The organism is Mariniflexile litorale, assembly GCF_031128465.2.
GTDB lineage: Bacteria > Bacteroidota > Bacteroidia > Flavobacteriales > Flavobacteriaceae > Mariniflexile > Mariniflexile litorale.
On record NZ_CP155618.1, the window covers coordinates 2,878,664 to 2,900,347 of the forward strand.

19 protein-coding genes are annotated in these 21,684 nt (G+C 33.7%); 13 read left to right on the forward strand and 6 right to left on the reverse strand.

Translation table 11 applies throughout. The features are described from left to right. Window positions 1-34 precede the first annotated feature (34 nt). The 12 genes from QLS71_RS12000 to QLS71_RS12055 all read left to right on the forward strand — a co-directional run bounded on the left by QLS71_RS12000 (window position 35) and on the right by QLS71_RS12055 (window position 12,373). A complete protein-coding gene (locus tag QLS71_RS12000; protein WP_308993494.1) occupies window positions 35-1,171 on the forward strand; it encodes a putative porin in 1,137 nt (378 codons plus the stop codon). 407 nt (window positions 1,172-1,578) lie between these two features. Continuing rightward, window positions 1,579-3,240 carry an altronate dehydratase family protein gene (locus tag QLS71_RS12005; protein ID WP_308993495.1) on the forward strand — a complete coding sequence of 554 codons (1,662 nt, stop codon included), beginning with the start codon at window positions 1,579-1,581 and terminating at the stop codon, window positions 3,238-3,240. 32 nt (window positions 3,241-3,272) lie between these two features. Then, the gene (locus QLS71_RS12010; protein WP_308993496.1) at window positions 3,273-4,052 is read left to right on the forward strand and encodes a glucose 1-dehydrogenase; all 780 of its coding nucleotides are present in this window, start codon (window positions 3,273-3,275) and stop codon (window positions 4,050-4,052) included. A gap of 118 nt (window positions 4,053-4,170) precedes the next feature. Beyond that, the gene (locus QLS71_RS12015) at window positions 4,171-5,028 is read left to right on the forward strand and encodes a fumarylacetoacetate hydrolase family protein (protein WP_308993497.1); all 858 of its coding nucleotides are present in this window, start codon (window positions 4,171-4,173) and stop codon (window positions 5,026-5,028) included. A 2-nt stretch (window positions 5,029-5,030) separates the two neighbouring features. Then, window positions 5,031-5,861, forward strand: a complete 831-nt coding sequence (locus QLS71_RS12020) for an amidohydrolase family protein (protein WP_308993498.1) — start codon at window positions 5,031-5,033, stop codon at window positions 5,859-5,861. 11 nt (window positions 5,862-5,872) lie between these two features. Continuing rightward, window positions 5,873-6,655, forward strand: coding sequence for an SDR family oxidoreductase (locus QLS71_RS12025; RefSeq protein WP_308993499.1), 783 nt, complete (start codon window positions 5,873-5,875; stop codon window positions 6,653-6,655). Between the two features lie 35 nt (window positions 6,656-6,690). Further along, a complete protein-coding gene (gene fucP, locus QLS71_RS12030) occupies window positions 6,691-8,073 on the forward strand; it encodes an L-fucose:H+ symporter permease (RefSeq protein ID WP_308993500.1) in 1,383 nt (460 codons plus the stop codon). Continuing rightward, the gene (locus QLS71_RS12035; RefSeq protein ID WP_308993501.1) at window positions 8,073-8,402 is read left to right on the forward strand and encodes an L-rhamnose mutarotase; all 330 of its coding nucleotides are present in this window, start codon (window positions 8,073-8,075) and stop codon (window positions 8,400-8,402) included. The genes fucP and QLS71_RS12035 overlap by 1 nt, the downstream gene beginning before the upstream one ends. Before the next feature lie 25 nt (window positions 8,403-8,427). Further along, window positions 8,428-9,582 (forward strand): alpha-hydroxy acid oxidase, encoded by a 1,155-nt coding sequence (locus QLS71_RS12040; RefSeq protein ID WP_308993502.1) that lies wholly within the window; start codon window positions 8,428-8,430, stop codon window positions 9,580-9,582. A 22-nt stretch (window positions 9,583-9,604) separates the two neighbouring features. Further along, complete coding sequence (gene kduI / locus QLS71_RS12045) at window positions 9,605-10,447, forward strand: 5-dehydro-4-deoxy-D-glucuronate isomerase (RefSeq protein ID WP_308993503.1); 843 nt, start codon at window positions 9,605-9,607, stop codon at window positions 10,445-10,447. A 5-nt stretch (window positions 10,448-10,452) separates the two neighbouring features. Beyond that, the gene (locus tag QLS71_RS12050; protein ID WP_308993504.1) at window positions 10,453-11,247 is read left to right on the forward strand and encodes a gluconate 5-dehydrogenase; all 795 of its coding nucleotides are present in this window, start codon (window positions 10,453-10,455) and stop codon (window positions 11,245-11,247) included. A gap of 154 nt (window positions 11,248-11,401) precedes the next feature. Continuing rightward, window positions 11,402-12,373, forward strand: coding sequence for a type I phosphomannose isomerase catalytic subunit (locus tag QLS71_RS12055; RefSeq protein WP_308993505.1), 972 nt, complete (start codon window positions 11,402-11,404; stop codon window positions 12,371-12,373). 239 nt (window positions 12,374-12,612) lie between these two features. Here QLS71_RS12055 and QLS71_RS12060 read toward each other — a convergent pair whose 3' ends face one another. The 5 genes from QLS71_RS12060 to QLS71_RS12080 all read right to left on the reverse strand — a co-directional run bounded on the left by QLS71_RS12060 (window position 12,613) and on the right by QLS71_RS12080 (window position 18,865). Then, complete coding sequence (locus QLS71_RS12060) at window positions 12,613-13,797, reverse strand: Gfo/Idh/MocA family oxidoreductase (RefSeq protein ID WP_308993506.1); 1,185 nt, start codon at window positions 13,795-13,797, stop codon at window positions 12,613-12,615. A gap of 50 nt (window positions 13,798-13,847) precedes the next feature. Next, the gene (locus tag QLS71_RS12065) at window positions 13,848-15,197 is read right to left on the reverse strand and encodes a Gfo/Idh/MocA family oxidoreductase (protein ID WP_308993507.1); all 1,350 of its coding nucleotides are present in this window, start codon (window positions 15,195-15,197) and stop codon (window positions 13,848-13,850) included. 5 nt (window positions 15,198-15,202) lie between these two features. Next, on the reverse strand, window positions 15,203-16,591 hold the full coding sequence (locus tag QLS71_RS12070; RefSeq protein WP_308993508.1) for a DUF1080 domain-containing protein: 1,389 nt from the start codon (window positions 16,589-16,591) through the stop codon (window positions 15,203-15,205). A 250-nt stretch (window positions 16,592-16,841) separates the two neighbouring features. Then, a complete protein-coding gene (uxuA, locus tag QLS71_RS12075; protein WP_308993509.1) occupies window positions 16,842-18,020 on the reverse strand; it encodes a mannonate dehydratase in 1,179 nt (392 codons plus the stop codon). A 17-nt stretch (window positions 18,021-18,037) separates the two neighbouring features. Beyond that, window positions 18,038-18,865, reverse strand: coding sequence for an SDR family oxidoreductase (locus QLS71_RS12080; protein ID WP_308993510.1), 828 nt, complete (start codon window positions 18,863-18,865; stop codon window positions 18,038-18,040). Window positions 18,866-19,015: 150 nt separating this feature from the next. On the opposite strand from QLS71_RS12080, the gene QLS71_RS12085 reads away from it, so the two are divergent. Beyond that, window positions 19,016-20,098: a substrate-binding domain-containing protein gene (locus QLS71_RS12085; RefSeq protein ID WP_308993511.1), complete on the forward strand. Its 1,083-nt coding sequence runs from the start codon at window positions 19,016-19,018 to the stop codon at window positions 20,096-20,098. A 135-nt stretch (window positions 20,099-20,233) separates the two neighbouring features. Here QLS71_RS12085 and QLS71_RS12090 read toward each other — a convergent pair whose 3' ends face one another. Continuing rightward, window positions 20,234-21,646, reverse strand: a complete 1,413-nt coding sequence (locus tag QLS71_RS12090; RefSeq protein ID WP_308993512.1) for a hypothetical protein — start codon at window positions 21,644-21,646, stop codon at window positions 20,234-20,236. Window positions 21,647-21,684: the final 38 nt, after the last annotated feature.

Consider the following 21,684-nt stretch of genomic DNA (forward strand, 5'->3'; position numbering starts at 1 on the left):
TAATAGCTACTTGACTTAAAAAAACACGAGTCTTATGAAAAGGTTAATTTTTACTTTACTTTTTTTATTTTTAATGATAAATTCATATTCACAAACCACTCTTGAGGAATCAAAGTTGTCCTTTTATGGCGATTTTAGATTTAGAATTGAACAAGACTGGAGTTCAAAAAAAGCAGACGGATCATTCAGAGATGATAGATCTAGGTTGAGGTATCGAGTAAGGCTTGGACTGAATTATTTAGTTAACCAGAGTACATCTATGGGGGTTCAAATTAGAACAGGAGAACCTAACAAACAACAGGACCCGCAATTAACCTTAGGAGATGCTTACAAAGAATTTGGAACGTTACCTGTAGGATTTGAAAAAATATTTTTCCAAACCAACTTCAAAGGGTTTTTTACATGGATTGGTAAAAATACATTTCCATTTGATAAAAACAATGAATTGTTTTGGAGTGATAATGTTTATCCAGAAGGAATATTTTTAAAAAAAAGTATAGCTACTAAATCTAATTTTATTTTTCCAATAGATATTAGTGGAGGACATTTTATTATAGGTTCTTCAGGGAAATCCTTTAATAAAGATAGTTATATGGAAGGATTTCAACTGAGTTCCATCTTATTTAACGATCGGTTGAAGTTATTTCCATCTTTTTATCTTTTTAAAAATATACCAAATATTCCCGATGGTGGAGATACATTTGCTATGGACTACACTATTTTTCATTTAGGAAGTCAATTAAAACTTTACAAAAGCCCTCTAATTAATCTAGAAATGGATTTTTATTCAAATTTAAAAGATAATAATGGTGTTACAGGAATACCTTCAAATTTAGTAAAAGAGAAAAATGGACTTGTAGGAGGCATTAGTTATGGGCAATTAAAAACAAATGGTGATTGGGCATTTAAATTTACTTACTCATATTTAGAACAATATGCAGCAGTAGATTTTTTGGCACAGAATGATTGGGCACGTTGGGATTATTCGTCTTTTGGCTCGCCAGACGGTCGGCTTACTAATTTTAAGGGAGTAGAATTGGTTTCCGAATACATGCTAAACAAAAGTATGAAACTAAAAGTGAAATATTATTTAGTGGAACAAATTGTGCCTTATGGTGATTTTAAAGAAACGGGTAACAGAATCCGTCTAGATTTTGATTTTAAGTTTTAGTTATTATGCTACTTTTTTTGAAATGGTTTTAAGCTTGCTTTGCTAGAAAAAAACAGACGATTTTTGAGAATTAAACCACTACATTTCTATTTCAAAAATTCATTAATAGTATTAGATACTAAAAATGGTGTATTCTCTTTCTTCAATATCAAACTTCTACCCAACGAAAGATTTATATTTCAATTTACTATCTAAGTTATTCTTATAGCTATTCTGTTTTAAGCCTTGAACCAATTAAATTTACGCACTAGAAAATGATTTAATGTACTAATTAAATTAGAACATTTTGATTGATTTTTTTTAATTTTGGCAAAAATAGTATTAGTATTGGCATGAGTTTTAGAAGACATTGAATAATATCTATAGTATTTTTGCATAATTATCAATTTTATAATTGTTTAGTTTAAATGAAAGACCAACAGAGTGTACTTAAAATTCATGCCAAAGACAATGTACTTGTAGCGTTAACCGATTTAGAAAAAGGATCTACAATTACCTTTGAAAATAAAGTATACATTATCCAAAACAATATTGCTGCCAAGCATAAGTTTGTAACTCAAGATTTGGTTGCAGAGGATCCTGTTTATATGTATGGTGTGTTGGTAGGTAAAGCTAAAAAGAGCATAGTAAAAGGGGAGCTTATAAGCACAGAAAACTTAGTTCACGATACAGAGCATTATGATGTTAAAGATTCTAAAGAACAAGAGGTTTGGCAAGCACCGGATGTATCAAAGTTTATAAACAAAACTTTTAATGGGTACCACCGAAATGATGGGAAGGTAGGTACGGAGAATAATTGGTTAATTATACCTCTGGTATTTTGTCAGAATAGAAATGTAGAAGTTTTAAAACAAGCCCTAGTCGAAAAATTAGGCTATGGAAAAAAGCAACATTTAAGTTTAGATGTGGATGCTTTAATTAACGATTATAAATCTGGAGTGTCAACCGATGCTATTTTAGAAAAAGATATTCTAATTGAGGGCGAAGATCAATCTAAAAACCTCTTATTCCCTAATGTAGATGGTGTAAAGTTTTTAACCCACGATGGAGGTTGTGGAGGTGCCACTTCCGATGCTGTAACCCTTTGTCATTTATTAGCAGGTTATATTAACAATCCGAATGTGGCTGGAGCAACGGTGCTAAGTCTAGGTTGTCAGCATGCACAAGCAAGTATTCTTCAAGATGCGTTGTCAAAAATGGCCTTAGAGCATCCAAAACCTGTGTACGTATTAGAACAACAACAAAGCGTTTCAGAAAAAGCTTTGTTGGCTGAGGCTGTAAAGAAAACATTTGTAGGTTTAATGGAAGCTAATAAAATAGAGCGTAAACCAGCACCTTTATCAAAATTAGTTATTGGTTTAGAATGTGGTGGATCCGACGGTTTTTCAGGTATTTCAGCCAACCCCACTTTAGGTTATGTGTCCGATTTAATTGTAGGTTTAGGTGGTACCACTGTCTTGTCAGAATTCCCCGAACTCAATGGTGTTGAACAGGAACTTATAAACAGATGTACAAGTTCAGAGAAAGCAAAGAAGTTTTCCCATATCATGTCAACTTATAATTCAAAAGCGGAAGCCTTAGGTGCTGCATTTTCAATGAACCCTTCTCCTGGAAATATAAAAGATGGTTTAATAACCGATGCCATAAAATCGGCAGGTGCTGCTAAAAAAGGCGGGACGTCTCCTATTGAAGACGTATTAGACTATACAGAACAGGTTGCAAAAAGTGGTTTAAACTTATTATGTACCCCAGGTAACGATGTAGAATCTACAACAGGTTTGGCTGGTTCTGGGTGTAATATTATTTTGTTTACAACTGGTTTAGGTACACCAACAGGAAACCCCATCACACCAGTTATAAAAGTATCTTCTAACACAAAATTGTTCAAAAAAATGTCGGATATTATCGATTTTAATACAGGAACAATTATAGAAGGTTCCACAACTATCGAAAATACAGGGGAGTCTTTATTAGACTATGTTATAGAAGTAGCCAGTGGCAAACAAACTAAAGCAAGACAATTAAGACAGGACGATTTTATTCCATGGAAACGTGGGATGTCTTTGTAAAACATAATTTCATAAAATATTTGATTGAAAAAATGACAAAATTTAGTTTAAAAAATAAAGTAGCACTTGTAACAGGGGGAGGAAGCGGTATAGGTAAAGCCATTTCTTTAACATTCGCAAAACAAGGAGCTAAAGTGCATATCTTAGATTTTAATTTAGAATCCGCACATGAAACCGTTGCAGAAATAGTAGCATTTGGTGAAGCAGCACAGGCGCATCAATGCGACGTTTCAAACAAAAACAATGTTAATACTATTGTAGAACATATTACTAAAAACGATGTTATTGATATTTTAATAAATAATGCAGGAATCGCGCATGTAGGAAATATTGAAGCTGTAGAGGAAGCCGATTTAGATCGATTATACAACGTAAATATTAAAGGTGTTTACAATTGTATAAAAGCATGTTTACCCACATTAAAAGAAAAAGGCGGCGTTATTTTAAACTTAGCATCTATAGCATCTTCAGTAGGTATTAATAATCGTTTTGCATATTCTATGACAAAAGGAGCGGTTTTAACAATTACTTATTCAATTGCAAAAGATTATATTGCAGACGGTATTCGTTGCAACTGCATTTCACCAGGACGCGTGCATACGCCTTTTGTTGATGGGTTTATTAAGAAAAATTATCCAGGGCAGGAAGAAGAGATGTTCGACAAGCTATCAAAAACACAGCCTATTGGACGTATGGGCAAGCCACAAGAAATAGCAGATTTGGCATTGTATTTATGTTCAGATGAAGCGAGCTTTGTCACAGGGTCTAATTATGCTATCGATGGGGGATTTATAACACTAAATGGTAATTAGAAATAATAATATTAATTATTTATCACAGATAAAGCATTCATAACAGAAATTTCGTCATATCGCGAAATGTTTATGGGCGAGCAACATTTTACAATTAAAAAACAATAAAAATAAACAGATGAAACTAATACGATTTGGCGCTGAAGGAAATGAAAAACCAGGAGTGCAGTTAGAAAATGGAACTAAAATAGATGTCTCTGCATTTGGATTAGATTATAACGAAACATTTTTTGGAAATAATGGTATCGAAAAACTAACTAATTGGTTAAAAGAAAATCAAGATAGTTGTTCTGTAATATCTGAAGGCACCAGATTAGGAGTGCCTTTAACAAGACCTTCTAAAATTGTATGTGTTGGGTTAAATTATGCACAACATGCTGCTGAAGCAGGTATGGAAATTCCTAAAGAGCCTGTATTGTTTTTTAAATCAACCACAGCATTAGTGGGACCTAACGATGAGGTTATTATTCCTAAGAACAGTGAAAAAACCGACTGGGAAGTAGAATTAGCTATCGTAATAGGTAAAAAAGCCTCTTACGTTGAAGAAGCAGATGCATTCGATCATATTGCAGGTTATGTATTGCACAATGATGTAAGCGAGCGTGCTTTTCAAATAGAACGCTCTGGGCAATGGTGTAAAGGTAAAGGCTGCGATACATTTGCGCCTGTAGGGCCATTTATTGCTACTAAAGACGAAATTAAAAACCCTAACAATTTAAACTTATGGTTAAAAGTAAATGGAGAAATGATGCAAAATAGCAACACTTCCGATTTTATCTTTAACGTACAACATGTAGTGAGTCATATTAGTCAATTCATGACTCTATTACCAGGTGATATCATTTCAACAGGAACTCCTTTTGGAGTAGGCTTAGGTTTAAAGCCACCAGTATATTTAAAAGAAGGCGATATTATGGAATTAGGAATAGAAGGGTTAGGGACTTCGAAACAAGTTTGTAAAAACTACAAAGCCTAATTATGACTATAGATGCCCATCAGCATTTTTGGTATTATAGCCCGGTTAGAGATCGTTGGATTGACGATTCCATGACTGTTATAAGAAAAGATTTTCTACCCAAAGACTTAAAACCTATTTTAGAGGCTAATGGGGTTGGTGATTGTGTTGCTGTACAAGCAGATCAATCGGAAGAAGAAACCAAGTTTTTATTAAAGTGTGCTGAAGAAAATCCTTTTGTTAAAGCGGTTGTTGGGTGGGTAGATTTATGTGCAGATAATGTAGAAGTCCAACTTGAATATTTTTCAAAAAATAAGCTGTTTAAAGGGGTTCGACATATTATACAAGCCGAAAACGAAACCTTTGTTTTAAAACCCGATTTTCAAAATGGTATTAGTAAATTAGCACAGTTTGGGCTGGTTTTTGATGTTTTGGTGTTTCCAAATCATTTAGAGAATATAATCAAGTTAGTGCAAAAATTCCCGAAGCAGCAATTTGTATTAAATCATATTGCCAAACCTAAAATGTCTGAAACTTTAGATGAAGCTTGGGTAAAAAATATTCAAATTTTAGCAACATTTAAAAATGTGTCTTGCAAAATTTCAGGTTTAGTTACAGAAACTGAAAATTTTGAATGGCAGGAAACTATGTTTAAACCTTTTTTAGATGTAGTGGTTGATGCATTTGGTGTAGATAGACTGCTTTTCGGGTCAGATTGGCCTGTATGTTTATTAGCTGCCGAATATCAGGATGTATTACAAATAGTAAAAAATTATTTTATTAATTTTTCTAAAGCAGATCAAGAAAAGGTGATGGGAGAAAATGCAATAAATATATATAATATAAAAAGATAATAAGTCTTTAAATGGATTTACAATTAGAGAATAAAGTTATAATAGTTACAGGGGGTTCTAAAGGTATTGGTTTAGGTATCGTAGAATCTTTATTAAGGGAAAAAGCGATTCCTGTTATTGTTACTAGAAATAAAAACAGTGTTTTAGAGGTTCTAGAAACGTTTAAAACCCAAGGACATGATGTGTTTTATGCACTTGCCGAATTAACAGATCCTGTACAATGCAAAAAGGCAACAGAAGCAGTTGTTTCTAAATACGGACGTATTGATGGGCTGGTAAATAACGCTGGAGTAAATGATGGGATAAGTTTAGAAAGTGGTGATTACGATGGTTTTATATTCTCGCTTAAACGTAACTTAGTGCATTATTATCTTATGGCACATTTTGCATTACCAGAATTAAAGAAAAATAAAGGAGCTATTGTAAATATTGGTTCAAAAACAGCAGATACAGGACAAGGAGGCACCTCAGGGTATGCGGCTTCAAACGGAGGAAGAAACGCTTTAACCAGAGAGTGGGCAGTAGAACTTTTACCATATAGTATACGTGTGAACGCTTTAATTGTAGCAGAATGTTATACACCTTTATATGAAACCTGGATAAGTACATTCCCTAATAAAGAAGAAAAATTAGCAGAAATAACAAAACACATTCCTTTGGAAAAAAGGATGACAACCGCCGAAGAAATAGGAGATACCGTAGCCTTTTTATTATCTAGTAAGTCCAGCCACACCACAGGCCAGTTGCTTTACGTAGATGGCGGTTATACACATTTAGACAGAGCAATAGAATAAAAAAATTAACTAAACTAAAATTAAACTAATAACATATGGAAAACATTCATAAATCCCCAGTCGTTTCAAAAAAGGTATTATTACCTTTTATTTTAGTAACATCCTTGTTTGCTTTATGGGGGTTTGCCAATGCAGTTACCGATCCTATGGTAGGAGCATTTCAAAAAATATTAGAGTTATCAAATACGCAAGCTTCTATGGTGCAAATGGCGTTTTACGGAGGCTATTTTTGTATGGCCTTACCTGCGGCACTTTTTATGCGTAAATACTCTTACAAGGTGGGAATCTTAATTGGTCTAGCGCTTTATGCTACGGGAGCCCTATTGTTTTATCCAGCTGCTAAGTCTGAAAGCTTTTTGTTTTTTTGCTTGGGCTTATATGTCTTAACTTTTGGATTAGCATTTTTAGAAACTGCAGCAAATCCTTACGCCTTGGCCTTGGGTGCAAAAGAAACAGCAACCCAACGTTTAAATTTGGCACAGGCTGTAAACCCTTTAGGTTTAGTAGCAGGATTGTTAATTGCCAAATTTTCAGTTAAAGAAAAATTACAGTCAGATGATATTGTAGATTTTTCTACTTTAAGTGATTCTACTAGAGATGCTATACGAATAGCCGATTTATCCGTAATTCGTGACCCTTATGTGGTTTTAGGCCTAGTTATTATAGGTGTGTTTGTGCTATTTTTAGTAAATAAAATGCCGCAATCTAAAGATGAAGGTCCTATGCCGAGTATTGGAGATACTTTCATTACTTTATTTAAAAACAAAAAATATGTATTAGGTGTTGTAGCGCAGATACTATATGTTGGAGCACAAATAATGTGCTGGACCTATATTTATCACTATGTGAATGGTATGTTACTTAAAAACGTATTTGAAATTTCAAGCGTAAACATTTTTGGTTTAGAGTTTGAGAAAGATGCCTTTTATTATCAATTAATTGCCTTTATATTATTTGTGGTTGGTAGAGCTATAGGCACTTATTTATTACGTTTTATAAGCTCAGGTAAACTGTTAATGTATTTTGCTTTATTAGCCACTTTATGTGTTATTGGAACCATATGGATTCAAGGTATGATTGGTTTATATAGTTTAGTAGGAATTTCATTTTGTATGTCTTTAATGTTCCCAACTATTTATGGTATTGCATTGGGAGATTTAACCGAAGAAGAATCTAAAGTAGGATCTGCAGGTTTAGTTATGGCTATAGTAGGAGGAGCTTTGATGCCTTTTTTACAAGGTATGATTATCGATATAGGAGGTAATGGTGTTGCCGATACTAAAATAATGGGAGTTTCAGAAGTTAATTTTTCATTTATTTTACCTTTATGTTGTTTCATATACATCGCATGGTATGGCTTGCGAGTATTTAGAAAACATGAGGCGTCAGATGATGTATTATTTAAAGCTACAAATTAATGAAGCGCTATTGTTTTGCACTCGATCTAAAAAATGATAAAAAATTAATAGATGAATACGTAAGTTATCATAAAAATGTATGGCCTGAAATTTTAGAGAGTATTAAAGATTCTGGAATTATTGATGCGGAAATCTATTTGGTTCAAGATAGATTGTTTATGATAGTTGAGGCAGAAGATACATTTTCTTTAGAAAAAAAGGGAGAAATGGATTCAAAAAATGAAATGGTACAAAAGTGGGAAAATCTCATGTGGACTTATCAAAAAGCATTACCAGGCTCAAAAGCAGGAGAAAAATGGAAACTTATGGATTGCATTTTTAAATTATAAATTTAAAATTATTTAATAAAAGGTTATGGCACATAATTTTAACAAAAAATACCCATCGATAGATGATTTAAAGGATAAAGCACAAAAGCGTATGCCACGTTTTGCTTTCGAATATTTAGATGGAGGTTGTAATGAAGATGTTAATTTGCATAGAAACACATCGGAATTAAGAGAGGTTCAATTACAACCAAATTATTTAAGATCTCATAAAGGATCAAGTTTAAAAACCTCATTATTCGGTATAGATTACGATGCTCCTTTTGGTATTGCTCCCGTTGGTTTACAGGGGCTAATGTGGCCAAATGCCCCAGAGATTTTGGCAAAAGCAGCTTTTCAACATAATATACCTTTTATATTAAGTACAGTAACCACTAGTAGTATAGAGCGTATTAGTGAATTGACTGAAGGAAAAGCCTGGTTTCAATTGTATCATCCTACCGAAAGTGCATTACGTGATGATATTATAAAGAGAGCAGAAGCTGCTCACTGCCCAGTTTTGGTTATCTTGTGTGATGTTCCTACCTTTGGGTTTCGTCCTAGAGATATTCGCAATGGTTTAGCGATGCCTCCATCAATGAGTGTACAGAATATATTACAGATTTTAGGCAAACCAACTTGGGCATTAAATACTTTAAAATATGGACAACCAAGTTTTGAAACTTTAAAACCTTATATGCCAAAAGGTTTAGATTTGAAACAATTGGGTAAATTTATGGATCAGACTTTTTCAGGACGTTTAAATGCAGAAAGAATAAAACCAATTCGCGATATGTGGAAAGGGAAGTTAGTAATAAAAGGAGTTGCATCACATGAAGATGCAGAAGAAGCCATACGTTTAGGTTTAGATGGTATTATTGTTTCTAATCATGGAGGAAGACAGTTAGATGCTGGTGAATCGACTATCAAACCTTTAGAAACAATTGCTGAAAAATATGGTGATCAAATAACCGTAATGATGGATAGTGGTATTCGCTCAGGTCCTGATATTGCTAGATCTCTAGCAAGCGGTGCACAATTCACTTTTTTGGGGCGTAGCTTTATGTACGGAGTTGGCGCTTTAGGAAAGCAAGGTGGAGATCATACCATTTCATTGCTTAAAGCAGAATTACAACAAGTTATGGAACAACTTTGTTGTGAGAATGTAAATGATTTTCCAAATCATTTAATTAAAAAGAATTAATAATTAATAAAAACAATACAACATGAGTACAAATTATGAAAGCCGTTATGCATCAAGTCCAAAAGCGGTAAAAAAATACGACACTCAAGAGTTACGCGATGAGTTTTTAATCGATAACTTAATGCAAGAAAATAAAGTTAATTTAACTTATACACACTACGATCGTTACATTGCAGGTTCGGCTGTACCAGTTTCAGGAGCGTTAACCCTGGAAACAATCGACCCGTTAAAGGCTTCTTATTTTTTAGAGCGTAGAGAATTAGGTATTATAAATGTTGGTGGTAATGGTACAGTTACTGTAGATGGTACCAATTACCAATTAGGTTTAAAAGATGCGCTTTATATAGGTATGGGCAACAAAGAAGTTATTTTTACAAGTGAAGATGCTAAAAAACCAGCCAAATTTTATTTTAATTCGGCACCAGCACATACTAATTTTCCAATAAAAAAAGTAAGTAAAGCTGAAGCTAATAAATTAGAGTTGGGGTCTTTAGAAACAGCAAATCATCGTACTGTAAATCAAATGATTATAGGAGGTATTGTTACTACATGCCAACTACAAATGGGAATGACTGAATTGAAAACAGGAAGTGTTTGGAACACAATGCCAGCGCATGTGCATGACCGTAGAATGGAAATTTATTATTATTTAGATATCCCTCAAGATCAAGCTGTTTGTCATTTTATGGGAGAGCCACAAGAAACACGTCATATCTGGATGCAAAATGATCAAGCAGTTATATCTCCACCATGGTCTATTCACTCAGGATCAGGAACGTCTAATTATACCTTTATTTGGGGAATGGCTGGAGAAAATTTAGATTATGGCGATATGGATGTTGCTAAAATAACCGATTTGAGATAAGACATATGAGCGCAAATTTATTTGATGTAAAAGGAAAAATTGCTTTAGTAACGGGCAGTACACATGGTTTAGGTATGGCTATGGCAAGAGGTTTAGGATTAGCAGGAGCAACTATTATAGTAAATGGTAATTCTTCACAAGATAAAATTGATGCCGCAATTGCTGAATACCAAAAAGAAGGCATAAAAGCTGTAGGGTATAAATTTAATGTAGTTAAGGAAGAAGAAGTTATTGAAGCCATAGCTAAAATTGAAGCTGAGGTAGGTGCGATAGATATTTTAATCAATAACGCAGGAATTATTAAGCGTACGCCATTGCTAGAAATGGAAGTAGCCGATTTTAAAGAAGTTATAGATATCGACTTAGTGAGTCCGTTTATTGTTTCTAAACATGTGGTTAAAAACATGGTGAAGAGACAACAAGGAAAAGTGATTAACATTTGCTCAATGATGAGTGAGTTAGGTAGAAATAGTGTTGGTGCATACGCAGCAGCTAAAGGGGGGCTTAAAATGCTAACCCGAAATATGGCAACCGAGTGGGCTAAACACAACATTCAAGTAAATGGTATTGGTCCAGGTTATTTTGCCACTTCGCAAACAGAGCCCATTCGTGTAGAAGGTCATCCGTTTAACGATTTTATCATAAATAGAACGCCAGCTGCTAAATGGGGAGACCCAAACGATTTGGCTGGTGCCGCTATCTTTTTAAGTTCTAAAGCGAGTGATTTTGTAAACGGACACATAGTCTATGTAGACGGCGGAATTTTAGCAACTATAGGAAAACCATCAAATGAAAATTAAGGGTATCGGTATCGTGTTGGGAACCATACGAAGCATTGATTAGGAACCTAATTTTATTACTAATCAAAGAGATATGTTGGCTTCATAATATTATGCAATACCTTTACAAGACATAAGTTATTTATAATAAATAACAAATATATAAGAAAATATCATGGCACTATATCCCATAAAATTCACCCCTATTTATAAGTATAGAATCTGGGGAGGAAATAAATTAAAAACAGTATTAAACAAGAATTATACCCAAGAAAACATAGGTGAGTCTTGGGAGATATCAGATGTAAAGGGCGACGAAACTATCGTAAGTGATGGTAGTTTAGCAGGTAAAACCTTAAGAGATTTGATTAAGGATTTTAAAGAAGATGCAGTGGGCGCGCATGTTTATAAAACTTTCGGAGAAGAGTTCCCTTTACTTATTAAGTTTATTGATGCTAAAACACCTTTATCAATTCAGGTACATCCAAATAACGAAATTGCTAAACAACGACATAATTCATTTGGTAAAAATGAAATGTGGTATGTTATGGAGGCTGAAAAAGATGCAGAATTAATTGTAGGTTTTAATCAAAAAGTTGATAAAGAGGCATATGTTAAAGCATTAGAGTCAGGTGAAGTTTTAAAAATTCTAAATAACGACACTGTTTCTAAAGGCGATACATATTATATTCCCACAGGTAGAATTCATGCCATTGGTGCTGGTGTAATGTTAGCAGAAATTCAACAAACATCTGATATTACTTACCGAATTTATGACTATGATCGCGTGGATTCTAGTACTGGTAAAACAAGAGAATTGCATACAGATTTAGCGGTAGATGTTATAGATTATAGCTTTGATACTAATTACAAGACTAATTATGCTATAACTGAAAATAAAACCAATCCTTTGGTGCATTCTCCATATTTTAAAACTAATATTATAAATATTAAAGGAGAAATAAAAAAAGATTTTTCTGATTTAGATTCTTTTGTAATATATATATGTGTTGAAGGTTCTTTAGAATTAATTTATAATGATAAAGTTTATAAAGTAGCAAAAGGTGAGACTATATTCTTACCAGCAGCGTTGGATGATGTTGTATTAAAATCTCATAATGCCGATGTATTAGAGGTTTATTATTAATTTCTCCTATTTACAATGAACTATTGAGTTACAATAGTTCATTGTAAATAGAATAATTGATAATATTTAAAAGAGTTGTTTTTAACAAAAATTAATCAAATATATTTTAAAATTAGCTTGTGTGCAGTCGAGTATAAGATACCGTTCGTTTGCTTAATGTGATGTGTTTATACTTATATTTAAGTGAAACAGATGTTATAATAGAAACTTTATTTCAGTAAAACACGAAATTGTTTTTATTAATAAAAAGCAGGACTGTGAACTATTTTATTATGGTACATAGCATCTAATCCCATTTGAATACAAATTGCGGTATTTGCACCTGTTATGATATTTGAAATTGGTTTTTTGTTAAAAATAATACTGTCTTTAAAATCAATTAAAGCTTGTTCGCTAGGTTCTGTATGCTCTAGGATTATTGGAAAACCAAGTCCCTTTTCCCAATTAACTGTGGCGCCCGAAACACCATCTACAATGCCCAATTCTTTCTTACTACCGCCTTCTGGATAAAACCATGCTTTAGCGTAGTCTAAAATAATAGTGCCTTTATCTCCCATCACTTTTATTTGATACCCATCTTTGGCATTACTAGTAAGACATGTGAATTTTGCTTTAACACCACTAGGATAATTATATATTAAATGAATATTGTCGTAGGTTTCACGACCATCTTTCCAATAATCCACACCACCAGTTCCCATCACTTGGTTTGGTTTTTCGTCTAAAACCCAGTTAGCAAAATCTATTTGGTGTGAGCAAAGTTCGGCTACCAAACCACCAGAAAACTCGCGGTACATTCTCCAATTTATTTGTTTTTCTAATTCTGGACTTGATACGTGTCGTCTCCAATTTCCATGGCGATTCCATTGACATTCAAAAGCAGTAATTTTCCCTATTTCACCATTTTTTATAAGCTCAACTACATGTGTGTAAAGTCTAGAACTATGGTATTGATGCCCAGTTTGAAATATAGTTTTAGATTGATTTGTTTTTTCAACTAAATTATGAATACCTCCAAAGCCTTTAGCCATCGTTTTTTCACAATATACATGCTTACCAGCATCGAGTGCATCTATGGCAATTTGCGAGTGTGTGCTAAACGGTGTAGAAACTAATACGGCATCAATATCTTTATTATCTAATAATTTACGGTAATCACTATACCCTTTAGCTTTCCCATTTACAACATTTAAGCTATTTTCTAACCTGAAAGGTAAAATGTCACAACAACCACTTACATTAAAATTTTCAATTTTATTAACATTGTAAATCATTCCAGTCCCTCTATCTCCAGTCCCAATAATTCCTATGTTTACAGTATTATTTGCATGTTTAAAATTAAAAACATTTCCTAACGCTACTGCGGAAGTAGTTAGTGCAGCAGTTGCTACAGAACTCTTCACTATAAAATCTCTTCTTTTCATGTAATTGTTTTATGATATGAACAAACTAAGATACGATGAATATCTTAATTTTATACTGGCTTAATTTCCCAACCTGGTTCGTAAGTTCTTGACCATAATTTCATAGCTTCTTTGTTAAAAATACGCCCGGTGTTCTCATCCACTTCAAATGAATTATCAATTCTTGAAGCAATATTAGCGTAATGAGTTAGCATTTGGCTCATGGCACCTTCATCAATAGGAGAGGCAAGTACTGTTTTACCTCTAATAGCATCAAAAAAGTTCACGATATGTGCCTCAGAAAGTTTTCCACCACCACCAAGAGCATTACCGTCTTCAACACCAGTAACTACATTTTCTCTTATGAGTTTTCCTTGAATATCATATAATTTATACCCATCTCGATTTATCATCGCCGAACCGTTAGAGCCATAAACAAGTGTCCCTCTATCAGTATTATATTTATTATAACCATTTCTACTGCGTCCATCCCATTGAATGGTTTTGTTATCAGAAAAACGAAAAGTCGCTTCCATGGTGTCGTACATTTCCCAACCATCCTCTTTATAATGGAATTTCCCAGCATTTACATGTACATGCTCAGGATATTTTACATCTAAAGCCCAACGAGCTATATCTAATTCATGGGTAGCATTGTTGCCCATTTCAGCTGTGCCATAATCCCACCCATACCAATGCCAATTGTAATCCCAAGTGTTGTCGGTATAAGCTCTTCTGGGAGCCGGTCCTTGAAAAAGGTCCCAATCTAATCCTTCTGGCGGGGCTGTTTTTGTTTGGTTTGGTACTGGACCACGGTTATTGGTGTAAAATGCAATAGCGTTATAAACATCGCCTATTATACCTTTATGAATTTCTTTTATAATTTCTTGAGATTGCAATGAGGAACGCTGTTGGTTACCCATTTGTACCACTTTATCATATTTTTTTTGATAGGCAACAAGTAATTCTCCTTCTTGCGGATTGTGACTACATGGTTTTTCTAAAAACACGTGTTTTCCTGCCTGCATAGCCATACATGCACCTGGCGCATGCCAATGGTCTGGTGTTGCCATAAATACGGCATCTATATCTTTATCATTTAATATGTTTCGAATGTCGTTTTCTAACTTGGGCTTATTATTAAGTTTTTGGGCTAGTTTTGCGGCAGCATTATCCCTTTGACTTTTCATAACATCGCATAAATAACGCAATTCAATATTATTCTTTTTGTCCGCTATAGCTGGTATATAAGCACCATAACGTCTGCCTAAACCTTGAATAGCAATATGTAACCTGTCGTTAGCACCTATTATTTTCGAATAACTTTTAGCAGACATTGCATTTGCATTCGTAGAACCTATTGTAACACCAACAGCAGCTATGGTTGCTTTTTTTATAAAATCTCTTCTATTTGAACTCATAATATTTAGTTTTTAGTGGGGTTAATAGGATGAATTTTTACATTTTTAAATGATACCAAATCGCCATGATCTTGCAATAAAATTTGTCCTTTATCTAATTCACCAAAATGCGGCCATTTCGAATATTTACTTTCCGACACTAATTTTCTATAGGTATCACTTTTTCGGTCGTATTCTAATACTTTTACACCATTTAGCCAATGTTCCACATGGTTATTTTTTGAAATAATATATGCTGTATTCCATTCTCCAACAGGATTGATTGGTTTGTTTACATCGGCTTGAATTAAATCGTATAAAGAACTAACGGTTCTACTACCTTCATGATTTCCTAATTTAGCATCAGGATGTAAATCATCATCTAAAATTTGATACTCCAAACCAATAGAAGACCCCTCACCTTTATTAATATTAGTATCTACATAATATTTTATACCGCTATTTCCGCCTGAGGTTACTTTAAAATCTACGCTTAATTCAAAATCACTATATAATTCAGTTGTTACAATATCACCACCAGCAGTAGATTCGGCTCCGCCAGATGCTAAAACACTAAGAACACCATTTTCAATTTTCCAACCTGTTTTTGGGAATTCTTCCAGTTTAGCACCTCTCCAACCATTAGTGGTTTTTCCGTCCCATAATAACTGCCAACCATTTTTGTTTTCATCAATAGTTAGTTTGTTTTTAGTAATAATTGGTTTTAAAGAGGATTTTTGAGAATATTTAGAAAGACTATCTGTAACAATTTTTATATTTTTCCAGACGATTTCTGTGCCTGCTTTTTTATCGGATTTAATACTATGTACTTGTAAACAAATAAATCCGCTAGCTGTTTTTTCATCTATTAAATGAGCTGCAGCAACACCATTAACCCATGTTTTTATGGTATCTCCAATAGCCTCAATGCGGTAATGGTTCCAATCATTTTGTTTAAACGCTTTTTGGGCATCTGGGTTATTGTCGAGTGTATTCAACCAGCCACGTCTGGACTCATCATAAATACCACCACTCCAAGCGCGTTCAGACGGATCAATCTCAACTTGATAGCCATGAACAGAGCCATCTCTGTAATTAGGGAAACTATTACTACGTATTTGAATTCCAGAATTCATAGTGGAATTTACTTTAAAATCTAATTCTAAAATAAAATCACCATACATTTCATTGGTAGTTAAAAAAGAGTTTGGTGTGTTATGTACAGTGCTACCAACAATAGCATTATCTCTAACAATGTAGTTAGCTTCTCCTCCTTTTTGGTGCCAACCATTTAATGTTTTTCCATCAAATAAATCAACCCATGGAATAGTATCTTTTGGTTTTTCTGCACAGCTAAGAAATAACGAGATACTAAATAGCAATAATGCTTTATTGAATAAAACAGATTTTTTCATTTTTGAAGTTTTGGTTTATAGTCGTTTACTAAGATACTTTTTTTCGAGTTATTTTTTATATAGATATATGATATAATACACGGGTTAAGTATGTTATAGCGGTTAAGGTTTCTATTGTTGGGTGTTTTTCCATGGTAATTCCCCTTTTTTATAGACGATTCATTGATGGGTTAAACACATAAAAATTTCCAAAAAACTCTGTTTGGAAATACAGAGTTTTTAGATAATTATATTTATTGAATAAAAAGAGTTATGCTAAACTTTTTGTAATACCAACTTCCAATCCTCTTAATTCTGCTAAACCGCGTAAGCGTCCTATTCCAGAATAACCTGGGTTGGTTTTTTTGTTTAAATCATCAAGCATTTGATGTCCATGGTCTGGGCGCATGGGTATCAACGCATCTTTCATACCCATTGCTTTTCGGCGTTTTTCTTCGGAGACCACTTCTTTTATAATGCTAAACATATCCACATCACCTTCCAAATGGTTGGCTTCGTAAAAGTTTCCTTTTTCATCACGTTGTGTACTTCTTAAATGCAAGAAGTGTACACGGTCTGCAAAACGTTTAAAAATTTGAGTCAAATTATTATCGGCTCTCACACCTAAAGAACCAGTACAGAACGTTATACCGTTTGCTCTGTTTGGAACTTGTTCAAACAAATATGCATAATCTTCTTCGGTACTAACAACACGTGGCAAACCTAAAATAGGGTAAGGAGGGTCGTCTGGATGAATACACATTAATACATTATTTTGTGCTGCTACAGGAATAATTTCTTTTAAAAAAGAGACTAAACTATCTCTTAATTTTTGAGCATCAATATTTTTGTATGTATCTAGGATGGTTTGAAATTGTTCTAAAGTATAGCCTTCTTCCGCACCTGGTAAACCGGCAATAATATTGTTTACTAATTGTTGCTTTTTAGCATCTGATAGATTTTCAATATAAGTTTTAGCTTCTTTTTTTTGTGCATCAGAATAACTTGTTTCAGCACCTGGTCGTTGTAATAAATATAATTCAAATGCTGCAAATGCTGTTACATCAAAACGAAGGGCTCTAGAGCCATCTTCAACTTGATAATCTAAATCGGTACGCGTCCAATCGAGTACAGGCATAAAATTGTAGCACACAATATTAATACCACAATTAGCTAAATTTTCAATACTTTTTTTATAATTTTCAATATATATATGAAAATTTCCAGAGCGTGTTTTTATATTTTCGTGTACTGGGATGCTTTCAACAACACTCCATGTAAGTCCTGCTTTCTCAATGGTATCTTTTCTTTGTTTTATTTCATCAATTGTCCAAACCGTTCCATTAGGAATATGATGTAATGCAGAAACAATGCCTGTAGCTCCCGCCTGTTTGATATCTGATAAACTTACGGGATCTTTTGGCCCGTACCAACGCCATGTTTGTTCCATTTTTATTTTTTAATTAATTAAACGCCGCTAAAAGCACTAAATCCACCATCTATAGGTATTACAACGCCAGTAACAAATGAAGACGCATCATCACATAAATAAAGTGTTGTGCTAATTAAATCTTCTGGCTCACCAAATCTGCCCATAGGCGTTTGGCCAATAATAGTATTGCCTCTTGGTGTTAAATCGCCGTTTTCAGTGGTTAATAAAGCTCTGTTTTGGTCTGTTAGGAAAAATCCAGGAGCTAAGGCATTCACACGAATTCCCACTTTTGAAAAGTGTACAGCTAACCATTGTGTAAAATTTGAAACAGCAGCTTTTGCACCACTGTATGCAGGTATCTTGGTTAATGGTGTAAACGCATTCATAGACGAAATGTTAAGAATGCTACAGCCTTTTTTACCTACCATATCTTTAGCAAATACTTGGGTGGGTAATAAGGTACCAATAAAGTTTAAGTTAAATACAAATTGAATGCCTTCGGAGTCTAAATCGAAAAATGTTTTAAAACCCTCCGTTGTATTTTGGAGATCTTCTTCTAATAAATGTGGATTTGAAGTGGTGCCCAGTGGATGATTGCCACCCGCACCATTTATTAAAATATCGCATGAACCTAATTTGCTATTTACTTCTTTTTTTGCGGTTTCTAAAGATGCTTTTTCTAAAACATTTGCAACAACACCAATGGCAGTACCTCCTGCTATATTAATATCGTGAGCAACCTTTTCGGCTGCTTCAAGTTTCAAATCTAATACCGCTATTTTATGACCTTGTTTAGCTAATGCTTTAGCTAGGCTACTACAAAGCACACCTCCGGCGCCTGTTAATACGATTACTTTACTCATTTATTTTAAAATTTAATTGATAATTTTCGTGTGCGAACACGTAAATATAATAAAAATTAGTGTGCGCACACGTTTTGTGTATTTATTTCTTAACTTGCTTAAGCCTTTGAAGGCTTGTTACACTATTAAAATTCGAAGAAACAATAGTATATGGTAAGGATTAAAGATATCGCGAAAGAAGCCAATGTCTCTGAAGGAACAGTAGACAGAGTATTACATGGCAGAGGAGGGGTCTCAAAAAAGACAGCGGATAAAATTAATAAGATTTTAGAGCGTAGAAATTTTAGTATTAATCCTGTAGCTAGTGCATTGGCTACAAAGAATAATCATACCATTGCTGTATTAATTCCAGAATATAGCGAGACCGATTCATTTTGGAAATTACCTTATTTAGGATTGTTAAAAGCGAGTGAAGATGTTAAAAATATAGGTCTAAATGTTAATTACTTTAAATTTGATCAGTACAACTCCAACTCGTATATGGAAGCTTTTACTAACTTGATTAAAATGAAACCTTCTGCGGTGATACTTGTTCCTATGTTTTTAAAGGAAACACGAGTAATTATAAACGAGTTAAAAAAAGCAGGAACAAAGTATATTTTTTTAAATGTAGATGTGGAAGGAGAAGATGGTAGCGTGTATATTGGTCAAGACTCGTATATGTCGGGTTATATTGCAGGTAAATTAATGAAGCTAAGTCTGACCGACGGCTATGATTGTTGTATTATGCAGGCAAGTACTAGTACGGGGGATAATCAAGCTATTGTAAAACGTATTAAAGGTTTTAAAGACTATTATACCGCTATTAAGGAAGAAATAAAGCTACATGAATTAAAAGTGGAAAGCTTTGGTGATGAGGTTAAATTAGCTTCAAGTGTGACTCTTTTTTTAGAAAAATTTCCAAATATCAAAGGGATATTTGTCCCATCGAGTAGAGTTTCAGCAGTAGTAAAAATATTATCAGAAGAACAAAAAGAATCATTACAATTAATAGGATTTGATAACACACCTCAAAATGTTGTCTGTTTAAAAAATGACACTGTTCTTTTTTTAATTTCTCAAAAACCTTTCGACCAGGGTTATGAAGCTGTTAGATTAATATCAGATTATCTTATAAAAAGTAAAGCATTAAAGCGAAAATTATATCTTCCTATAGATATTCTTACTAAAGAAAATGTGGACTATAATGATGCAAATCAGCTGATGTTTGAAAGCGATTTGAAATATCAATGATGTTTACCAAACAGTCATATACAAATAAACATTAAAAGAAATTGTTTCATAAAACTAATAAAGCCTTGCCAATCTTAAAATTAGCAAGGCTTTAATTTTATACAACATTCCTTGAGGAACGCAAAATATTATTTTCTATATTTTTTTTTGAAATTGTTTACTAAAAACAAGAAACAATACACCACATAATAGCCATGCAGGAAGCGTTACGAATGATAAAAACACATCAAATTGCACAGATATAAAGTAGAATAAACCAAAACTAATTGCCCAAGCAAGTAATACCGATTTATTGAATTTAATATTTGCTTGTTCCGCATAATTTTTAATTATTCCGAATTTTTTATGAAAGAAATGTTCGAAAACAATGATGGCTCCAAAAGGTGCTAAGATAAAGCCGTAAAGAGCAACAAATCCTAATAATTGCATAGCAAAAGCGGGGAACAATCCTGCTATTGTTGCTACTGTTCCTGCTATAATAGTTACCCAAAATGTAGATACTTTTGGTATAATGGCTTGAAACGCTAATCCTGCTCTGTATATGGTAGGATTGGCGGTTGTCCACCCAGCAAGAACTACCGCTATAATTCCAAACACACCAATAGCATTATAGGCTAAAGGCCCTGGTGCAACAGGAGGTGCTTCACCATTAGACATGAAAGTCATGGCTTCAGGAGATTTTAAATAAACAGCATAAAGTAAAGCAGCAGCTATCCAAGCCATGTAGTGACCTACGTACATCCCAGCGGCGGTAGTCCACCCAGAACTAGCTTTTTTTGCAAAACGAAATACTGATAAATCTGACATACCAATATGCATAGCTGCATTCGCAAACCATGACCAAATAAGTACATGCCAGAAAGTATATTTTATTTGTCCAGGAAATGGATCTGAACCTTCACCCCAAATATCCCAAAATTGAGACAAACTAGAAACACCTAACTGGTTTAATGCAACAACTCCACAAGCTAAAAAGGCTAGTACAATAATAGGAGACATCCAGTTAGCAGCTTTTGAAACCGTATCATAGCCACGAGCTGCAATAAGTGATATTACCGCTCCAATAAGGATAACAATAATAACCCACGTAATACCATTTGGCATAGTGTCTGATAATTTGGGCATAGGCATATCAAAAGGAATACCTACAGCAGTAGCGGATACTGTTATCATAGAACCTGCTAGGAAACAAAATAAAATACCATTGGCTAAGTTATACCCCGTTACTAAGTTTTTACCACAAATTTTTTCTAATTGAAAATACAGTGTTAACCTATTTTTAACGGCAATTTCAGCGGTTAAGAATCGCCATGATAAAACGGCTAATAAATTTCCTAATAATAATCCAACAATTAAATCGAAAGCACTAACACCTGCAGTTAAAAACAAGGGCCCAATCATAAATTCGGTACCAGCAGCATGTTCGCCAGCATACATTCCTAAAAAGCTTTTCCAACTTTTTAATTTTGATTGAGGAACAGGGGTTCTTTCAAATTCGCCACCTGCAATATCTTCTATCATGTCTTCTTCTTGGTGATATTGTGTCATTGGTTTTATTTATTTAGTTAGTTAGTGTTGGTTAAAAT

What these genes read in the sequence shown, in the direction of transcription:
- QLS71_RS12000 (WP_308993494.1), top strand. Translation starts at nt 35, where the DNA reads ATGAAAAGGTTAATTTTTACTTTACTTTTTTTATTTTTAATGATAAAT.
- QLS71_RS12005 (WP_308993495.1), top strand. Translation starts at nt 1,579, where the DNA reads ATGAAAGACCAACAGAGTGTACTTAAAATTCATGCCAAAGACAATGTA.
- QLS71_RS12010 (WP_308993496.1), top strand. Translation starts at nt 3,273, where the DNA reads ATGACAAAATTTAGTTTAAAAAATAAAGTAGCACTTGTAACAGGGGGA.
- QLS71_RS12015 (WP_308993497.1), top strand. Translation starts at nt 4,171, where the DNA reads ATGAAACTAATACGATTTGGCGCTGAAGGAAATGAAAAACCAGGAGTG.
- QLS71_RS12020 (WP_308993498.1), top strand. Translation starts at nt 5,031, where the DNA reads ATGACTATAGATGCCCATCAGCATTTTTGGTATTATAGCCCGGTTAGA.
- QLS71_RS12025 (WP_308993499.1), top strand. Translation starts at nt 5,873, where the DNA reads ATGGATTTACAATTAGAGAATAAAGTTATAATAGTTACAGGGGGTTCT.
- fucP (WP_308993500.1), top strand. Translation starts at nt 6,691, where the DNA reads ATGGAAAACATTCATAAATCCCCAGTCGTTTCAAAAAAGGTATTATTA.
- QLS71_RS12035 (WP_308993501.1), top strand. Translation starts at nt 8,073, where the DNA reads ATGAAGCGCTATTGTTTTGCACTCGATCTAAAAAATGATAAAAAATTA.
- QLS71_RS12040 (WP_308993502.1), top strand. Translation starts at nt 8,428, where the DNA reads ATGGCACATAATTTTAACAAAAAATACCCATCGATAGATGATTTAAAG.
- kduI (WP_308993503.1), top strand. Translation starts at nt 9,605, where the DNA reads ATGAGTACAAATTATGAAAGCCGTTATGCATCAAGTCCAAAAGCGGTA.
- QLS71_RS12050 (WP_308993504.1), top strand. Translation starts at nt 10,453, where the DNA reads ATGAGCGCAAATTTATTTGATGTAAAAGGAAAAATTGCTTTAGTAACG.
- QLS71_RS12055 (WP_308993505.1), top strand. Translation starts at nt 11,402, where the DNA reads ATGGCACTATATCCCATAAAATTCACCCCTATTTATAAGTATAGAATC.
- QLS71_RS12060 (WP_308993506.1), bottom strand. Translation starts at nt 13,797, where the DNA reads ATGAAAAGAAGAGATTTTATAGTGAAGAGTTCTGTAGCAACTGCTGCA.
- QLS71_RS12065 (WP_308993507.1), bottom strand. Translation starts at nt 15,197, where the DNA reads ATGAGTTCAAATAGAAGAGATTTTATAAAAAAAGCAACCATAGCTGCT.
- QLS71_RS12070 (WP_308993508.1), bottom strand. Translation starts at nt 16,591, where the DNA reads ATGAAAAAATCTGTTTTATTCAATAAAGCATTATTGCTATTTAGTATC.
- uxuA (WP_308993509.1), bottom strand. Translation starts at nt 18,020, where the DNA reads ATGGAACAAACATGGCGTTGGTACGGGCCAAAAGATCCCGTAAGTTTA.
- QLS71_RS12080 (WP_308993510.1), bottom strand. Translation starts at nt 18,865, where the DNA reads ATGAGTAAAGTAATCGTATTAACAGGCGCCGGAGGTGTGCTTTGTAGT.
- QLS71_RS12085 (WP_308993511.1), top strand. Translation starts at nt 19,016, where the DNA reads ATGGTAAGGATTAAAGATATCGCGAAAGAAGCCAATGTCTCTGAAGGA.
- QLS71_RS12090 (WP_308993512.1), bottom strand. Translation starts at nt 21,646, where the DNA reads ATGACACAATATCACCAAGAAGAAGACATGATAGAAGATATTGCAGGT.